At 61.0% G+C, this 7,493-nt stretch carries 7 protein-coding genes; 4 read left to right on the top strand and 3 right to left on the bottom strand.

The window, feature by feature from the left end; genetic code table 11:
• The coding region (locus AC1DT3_RS08390; RefSeq protein ID WP_477464796.1) for a GGDEF domain-containing protein at positions 1 to 713 on the top strand (713 nt) is incomplete at its 5' end.
• 104 nt (positions 714 to 817) lie between these two features.
• Entirely contained in the window at positions 818 to 1,093 is a 276-nt protein-coding gene (locus tag AC1DT3_RS08385; protein ID WP_477464795.1) for a hypothetical protein, read from the top strand.
• 22 nt (positions 1,094 to 1,115) lie between these two features.
• On the opposite strand, the gene AC1DT3_RS08380 is transcribed toward AC1DT3_RS08385, so the two are convergent.
• Together AC1DT3_RS08380 and AC1DT3_RS08375 are read right to left on the bottom strand one after the other, a co-directional pair.
• Complete coding sequence (locus AC1DT3_RS08380; RefSeq protein WP_477464794.1) at positions 1,116 to 1,406, bottom strand: hypothetical protein; 291 nt, start codon at positions 1,404 to 1,406, stop codon at positions 1,116 to 1,118.
• 135 nt (positions 1,407 to 1,541) lie between these two features.
• A complete protein-coding gene (locus AC1DT3_RS08375; RefSeq protein ID WP_477464793.1) occupies positions 1,542 to 3,695 on the bottom strand; it encodes a glycoside hydrolase family 113 in 2,154 nt (717 codons plus the stop codon).
• A gap of 156 nt (positions 3,696 to 3,851) precedes the next feature.
• Here AC1DT3_RS08375 and AC1DT3_RS08370 point away from each other — a divergent pair, with 156 nt between their 5' ends.
• Positions 3,852 to 4,118, top strand: a complete 267-nt coding sequence (locus AC1DT3_RS08370; protein ID WP_477464792.1) for a hypothetical protein — start codon at positions 3,852 to 3,854, stop codon at positions 4,116 to 4,118.
• Between the two features lie 257 nt (positions 4,119 to 4,375).
• Here AC1DT3_RS08370 and AC1DT3_RS08365 read toward each other — a convergent pair whose 3' ends face one another.
• A complete protein-coding gene (locus AC1DT3_RS08365; RefSeq protein ID WP_477464791.1) occupies positions 4,376 to 5,224 on the bottom strand; it encodes a class I SAM-dependent methyltransferase in 849 nt (282 codons plus the stop codon).
• Positions 5,225 to 5,373: 149 nt separating this feature from the next.
• Here AC1DT3_RS08365 and AC1DT3_RS08360 point away from each other — a divergent pair, with 149 nt between their 5' ends.
• Positions 5,374 to 7,383, top strand: coding sequence for a BTAD domain-containing putative transcriptional regulator (locus AC1DT3_RS08360; protein ID WP_477464790.1), 2,010 nt, complete (start codon positions 5,374 to 5,376; stop codon positions 7,381 to 7,383).
• Positions 7,384 to 7,493: the final 110 nt, after the last annotated feature.

The raw sequence follows: 7,493 nt of genomic DNA, 5'->3' as shown, positions 1-7,493 counted from the left end.
GCGATGACATGCGCGAACCTTTCAGGGAGCAATTGATCGACCTTTGGCAGGGACGCACCTTCCAGCAGCGCGAGGTCATAAACTATTCCCTCAAAGGCGACGAACTTCATCTTCATCTTCAATTCTCGGTGCTACCCGGGCACGAGCACGATTGGTCCCTCGTGCAGGTTGCGCTGACCGATATTACCGCTCGCAAGAAGGCTGAGGCGTATCTGGAGTATCTCGGCAAGCACGATGTGCTGACCAAGCTCTTCAACCGTTCGTTCTACGCTGACGAGTTGAACCGCCTCGACCGCAAAGGGCCGTACCCCGTGACGATCATCGTCGCCGACCTCAACGGATTGAAGACGGCAAACGACCGATCGGGCCACGCCGCGGGAGATGCATTGCTGCGCCGCGCCGGTGAGGTGTTGAACGGCGCCATCGACAAGCCCTGTCACGCAGCGCGAATCGGCGGCGACGAATTCGCGATTCTGCTACCCGCGACAGACGAGCAAGGTGGTCTCGCCGTAATGGAAAGCATCGAAAAACTGGTGGAGGTCAACAACCAGTTCTATTCCGGACCGATGCTGAGCTTTGCCATGGGCGCCGCCACCAGCCGCCCTGGAGAACGCCTCGAGGAAGTCGTCAAACGGGCGGATCTGCTGATGTACGAGATGAAGCGGGCCTACTACTACACCGCGACGACCCCAGACCTGCCGACTGAAACCTGATGCTGCAGCTGGGTGAGACGACCTTGAAAGGTCCGCGGCATGACTTCCCTCTCGACTCTTTCATTTCTCGATCTAGGTTCAAGCGAATCGCGACCGGAGGCACTATGCGCGTTATTGTTACGATGTTCATGTTCGTTACGCTGGCAGCCGGATTGGCAGCCTGCAACACGGGACAGAGCGCGGGCGTCCTCCCGCGCGCAACGATTACCCCTCCCCCCTCCGTTGCAAACAACATGCCGGAGCAACGCGCGACGGCACGCCGTGCGGGTGCGGCTGGCGCAACGTCGACCTCGGAGGATGTCGGGACATCTTCGACGACCGAACCGGCGTTTCAGCCCGTCATGACCGGACAAGGCGTGGGCGCTGGGTTCCGTTTCTGACGGCGTTGGGTGCCGAGGTCGACTATCGGCTGCTCTGTCGCTGCGCAGTGCCGCGGCATCGATATCCGATGAAGCATTGCGGATTGTCGGCGGTCGGCACCCAGGCTGGCTCTGTCGATTCCATGACCTGACAGAAATTACCGCCGCTCACATAGCGATCGTAGACGTAAGGCGCCGTATTCATCACGATGGCGCCCTGGCTCGCCACAATCCTTGCAGCCTGCGCGCAGTTGAGAGCCGTCGTCGTCGGCCGTCCTTGCGCGAAGGCACTCCCCGCTGCGAAAACGCCAAGAACGACGACCGCGACTCTCATCGGACGACCTCGCCACTCACAACGCTCTAGAAGTGCAGCGCTGGAGATCGAGATCAAGGCTCGGTTCGATCACAGGATTGTTAACCGCGGCGCGCGTTCCGACAACACTCCAAACGGGCCGCGACGTCGACGCGCTCAGATGATGTAGAAATCCTTCACGGTCATTTTGAGGTTTTTCCCGATCATCGCGACGAGGATCGCAGCTCCTTCTCCGTTACCGTCAGCATCGTAGAAGAGTGCACCGGTCTTCTTGTTGTAGATCACCCGGTCATCGCCGTCGTGCGCCTTGGCGCCCGCGTAGAACTCGGTGCTCTTGAGAACGCCTTTCTTGGTGATCTTCTTGAATATCGAACGTGCGAGGTGGATCGTATCGTCCGCAACGGAGAAATCCGTGATCCTGTCGACATTCGTCGTCTTGCTGAGTTTCGAGTTCAGGACGAAGATGTCCTTGCCGCTTCCACCGGACAGAGTGTCCTTGCCCGTTCCGCCGTAGAGCTTGTCGTTACCGGCTTCGCCGGAAAGACGGTCGTCGGAGCCGTATCCGAAGATGACATCATTGTGCATGTCACCCGTAAGTACGTCGCGCTTGGAGGTTCCGTGCAGCGTGAGTGGCACGCTCTCCTTGACGTCGGCAATCGTGATGGCGAACGTCGCCGTGGTTTCGCCTCCAACTCCGTCCGTCGCCTTCACGGACAAAGTGTGGACAGGCTTGGTCTCGAAATCGAGGGGCCCGGACAACACCAGGTATTTTCCGTCGATCTGAAACGGGCCGTCGCTGGATAGAAGGTTGTAGCTGATGCTGTCGCCGTCGGCGTCGACAGCCGAGAAAGTGCCTACGATCGCCGACTGCGCGGTATCCTCGGCTACGGGACCAGCAGCGAGCGCGAGATGCGCCGGCGCTTGATTTTTCAGGCGAACAGCTCCGTCGGAGAAGCTCAAGATCTGGACGCTGGCAAGCGTGTCGACGCCGTCCCGATTGGCGATTGTGTCGGACACAGTGAGACGACCGTCGAGGTCGGTCGCGATGACGTAATCGGCCCGCCGTCCGGAGAACACGGCGGTGTTGTCGCCACTTCCTCCGTCAACGACATCGGTGCCACCGCCGCCGAGCAACGTGTCATCTCCGCCGCCGCCTTGGAGCGTGTCGTGATTGAGACCGCCGAGCAGTCGCTCCGCCGCAGCCGAGCCCGCAAGGAGCCGCCCCTCAACTGAAATGGGTTGCTTGAAATACTGCTCTACGTAGGTGTCAGCGCTCTTTGCATGCGTATAGAATCCGTCATCCGGCGAAGGATCGGACGGGTTCGTGCTGGCATCGTAGTTCCACAACCAATAACCGCCGATCCAACCTTCGTTCATGCGGTCGGTGATGATCTTGTAGAAGGCCTGGAACATACTGGCCTGCTCGCCCTCGTCGACATCGCCGCTACGCCATGTCCAAGGGTCGTAGTTGGTGCCGTCGAGACTGCGAAAACCGGTTTCCGTGAAAATGAGTTTCTTGCCGTATGTCAGCGCTACCGTCTTGAGGGCATCCATCGCGGAGAGATTCTCGCCGAGTGCTGCGATGATCGGTTCGTTGACATGATAGAACGGCGAGGGCTGCGTCCAACCATCGATCAGTTGGCCCAAGGTCGGTGTGTCGCTGTCGGTGAACGAAATGTATGGGTTTGCACCCATGTAATCGAGCGCGTCCCAGAAGCTGACCGTCAGAGCTTCCGTCCAAGTAGCCGCATACGTGACCTTGCCGCTGTAGACTTCGCGCACCGCGGCGATGATATCGAGCCATTCGGCCCTGTTCTCGGGCCCCGTCATGCTTTCGCATTCGTTGCCGATCGCGAACGCCTTGGCGCCCTGTTCCTGCGCGAGCCGCGCATAGTGAAGAACAGATTCCTTATACGATGCGAACCATTGCTGCTTCCACGCAGCGATCTCGGCTTCGGTCGACCCTTCCGGCGGACCGATCAGCGCGTTCCAATCGTCGTTCTGCATGTTGACGTGCATCTTGATGATGACGTCGAGCCCCCGCTGCTTCGCGGCGCTAATACCGGTTCTGATCGAATCGTCGCTCTCTGTGCGCGGTGCGCCGTCGGTGTTGTGGCCGCCTTCATCGCCATTGTCCCGATAGACGCGCGTGGACGTAAGGCTGTCCATATAGACCGTGGGAACCAGCACGACCTCGGAGGCGCCGTCGCCCTTCATCAAGTCGAGGTTCTGATCGAACCATGGCATCCGATAGTTGCCATCCCACCACGACGGCATGCTCTCGGCCTGAAAATCGAACAGTTTTGTCATTTTCCACGGTCCTTCTCTCAGACGAACCTAACCGGACCGATGGCGTAAGCAGCCCCTCGTTCGGCTAGGTTTGGCATGAGCGACGCAACGCCGCATTTGAACCAATGGCGCGTGAGAGCGTTTCTGCCTCGCAGCGTTTGGCTGCAAGGTCACTCCATGTTTCTCCCCATATCGACGCAATGGAAGCTCGCAGCAAGCCTTTCGCTCCTCGCGATGGAGTCCAATATCGTGATTTGGTCCCGCCTGATGCAGATCGCATCCGGCCGCGGGACGAAGACGGAAAATCTATTGATGATCACGGAGAAAGTCGCGGCCGTTCAGGAAGCGGCGTTGACTTTGGCGACCGGCGGGTCGGCGGCCAAAGCCGTGCGCGGCGTACGCAAACGCGTGAGAGCGAATGTGCGTCGATTGACGCGCGGATGACTTGATCGACGCGTGGATGACTCGGGTGTCGTGCGGCCCCCCTGGGCGGCGGTACATCCGCGCCGTCCAGGGTCCGCTCACGGCTGAAGGTCAAGGACAGCCGGTGCATTTAAAGTGCGCCTCTGCGACCCGGAAAACAACTTCGCCTTCGATCTAAGACTTTGTGGTGATGCGAACAACCTGGCGCTTATCCCTTCGGTGACAAGTCAGGACGACCCTGCGCTTTCCGCTCGGATCGTCCCTCTTGTCCGGCATCGTCAGCGACGGTTGACGACGACTTCCAGGTATTCGCTCGGCACCACCATCGTGCGGTCACCAGAGCGATTGTACCGTTCGATGAGGGCTAGAAGGTCGCGCTCGAGCGCGGCCTGCGTTGCCGGTGACAGGCTGGTGAACGCCTTCAGCACGGGGCCGTAATACGTCTTGAAGACCTCGAGCCAATGCTCCGGCGACCGATATCGGAACACGAAATTCCGTGGCTCCGCCGTCATCGACGTCGCATGGGGCTCGAACAATTCCGCCAGCCGCATCCGCGTACCCCAAAGGGACGGCGATCTGGCACCGGCAGGAGGCGGCACGTATTGCCCGATGATCTTGAACAGCTGACCGACGAACCCCTCGGGCGTCCAATTGGCCAAACCGATCTTCCCGCCTGGTTTGCAGACGCGAACGAGTTCGGCGGCCGCGCTGTCCTGATCAGGCGTAAACATCACCCCGAAGGTGGACATGACAACGTCGAAGCTACCGTTCAAGAACGGCAACGCTTCCGCGTCGGCTTCCCGGAAGGCGATGTTGAGCCGCTCGGCCTCGGCACGCTCGCGAGCGCGGTCGAGAAGCGCAGGTACGTAATCGGTGGCGACGACGTCGCACCAGCGCCGTGCCGCAGCAAGACTTGCATTGCCGTTGCCAGCGGCTACGTCGAGAACCTTCTGGCCAGAGCGCACGTCGAGCGCTTCACACAGCATTTCGCCAACGATCTGCAGGGTTGTCCCGACCACCGCATAATCGCCTGAAGACCAAGCTCCCTGCTGACGGGTCTTGACCACCTTTAGGTCGATGGGTTCGGGCGGGCGGCTTTGAGTCAGGGTGGCAGCAGATGTAACCATGTCACTCTCCAATCGCGCGGATTATTCTGCTAGGATGTCGCCTTCCGTGCGGAGGCGACGAAGTCGATGCGGCATCAGTGCCGTAACCTCGATTTGTACGGTATCGACCACCCGTGGGGGCGAGCGTGGGAGCCGGCATGGAAATGCCCATGGAATCGGATCGGCCCAGCCGAGCCGGTGCCGCGATGCAGGTGCGCCTTCTCGGACCCCTCACGATCCTTCGCGACGGCCTGGCCTTGGCGCTGCCGACCTCGCGCAAGGTTCGTGCGCTCTTCGCCTACCTGTCCCTTGCTCCGCATGCCATTGGGCGAAGCCAGCTTTGCGAATTGCTGTGGGACATCCCAAATGATCCGCGCGGCGAGCTCCGCTGGTGCCTCAGCAAGATCCGTAACCTCGTCGACCAACCCGACCACGCGAGAGTCGCGACCCGTACTGACGCGGTCAGTCTCGACCTGACAGACTGCTTTGTCGACGCAATCGAGATCGCACGGGAAGCTCAAGCGGGCTTTGAGACGATGGCGCTAGATCGGTTGCGCACGCTCGCAACATTGTTCGCCGGGGATTTTCTCGATGGTCTCGAGATCGAACGCAGTCCGATCTTCAGCCGCTGGCTCACGGCTCAGCGACGCCGCTTCCGCGGCATCCATACGGCACTCTTGGAACATCTCGTCAAGAACTCCGCGGACGATGAGACGCACACGCACCTGGAGGCGTGGTTGGAGCTTGCCCCGTTCGATCAGCGCGTCCATCAGTTGCTCTTGAGTGGCCTTGCCCGGCGCGGCCAGTTCCGCGAAGGCGAGGAACATTTGGCCGTGGCGTGCCGCCTGTTCGAGGCTGAAGGTCTCGATGCCGGTCCGATCCGCGACACCTGGCGCGCAGCGAAGGCGCAGGGAGGTGGCATACCCAATGCCACTCCCGTCTCGTTGCCCGCAGCGGCAAGCCTCTCAAAGGACGACATCGCCGTCGTTGCGCCAAGACGCGCCTCCATCGCAGTGATGCCGTTCATCGATGGATCCATTGCGATAGGCGTGCATGGGGGCGTTGCGGATGCGCTTGCACACGACGTGATCACAAGGCTCGCCAAACTGCGAAGCCTTTTCGTCATCGCCCAGGGAAGCGTGTTCACGTTGCACGAACGCCGCATCGGCGCGGAGGAAGCCGGGCGGATGCTGAACGTGGACTACATCGTCAGCGGTTCCGTGCGACGCGAGGGCAAGCGGCTTACGGTGACTGTGGAGCTTTCGGAAACGCGGACCGCACGAGTGGTCTGGGCCGACATCTTCGACCACACACTGGACGACACCTTTCTCGTGCTCGACGCGATCGGAAACAGGGTGGTGGCCTCTGTCGCCCGCGAGATCGAGTCGAACGAACTCAGTCGCGCCATTCTCAAACCACCGAACTCGCTCGACGCATGGGAGGCGCATCACCGCGGCCTGTGGCACATGTACCGCTTCACGCGGTCCGACAACGAACGCGCGCAGCACTTCTTCGAGATGGCCATCGGTCTCGATCCGACATTCGCGCGTGCGCATGCCGGGCTGTCCTTCACGCATTTCCAGAATGCGTTTCAGGGCTGGGAAACGCGTGCACCGGAAATCGACCGCGCCTTCGAGGCGGCCGGACAAAGCCTGATGGCCGATGATCGCGACCCTGCCGCACATTGGGCAATGGGGAGAGCGCTGTGGTTGCGTGGCCGGCACAGCCAGTCCGTCGCTGAACTGGAACAAGCGGTCGACCTGAGCCCGAACTTCGCCCAGGGACATTACACGCTTGCCTTCGTCCACTCCCAGGCGGGCGACCCTGACACTGCCATCGTGTCCGCGGATCACTCACGGCATCTCAGTCCGTTCGATCCCCTGCTCTTCGGAATGCTCGGCACACGCGCCATGGCCCTCGTGCGGCTGGGCCAATTCGACGAAGCCGCCGATTGGGGCGTCAAAGCTGCCGCGCGGCCGAACGCCCACGCACAGATTCTGGCGATTGCCGCATACACACTCGCCCTCGCCGGCCGAATCGACGAGGCGCGAAGTTATCTCGCGACGATCCACGCCATGCTGCCGCGGTACGGTGTCGACGATTTCCTCACTGCCATGCAGCTTACGCCCGAGGGTGAGCAACTGTTCCGGGAGGCCGCAAGACGCATCGATGCCGATTGAGCGAACGGGAAACCGAGACAGAAACTCGGTCTCCAGAATACAATGGCGGCGGCGTACTCTATCTTGTCCGCATATAGCGCCGACGTACGAGCCTCGACTGCCGATTGCGA

This window comes from Microvirga sp. P4_G7, assembly GCF_056401005.1.
This window is presented reverse-complemented; position numbering and strand designations above follow the sequence as displayed.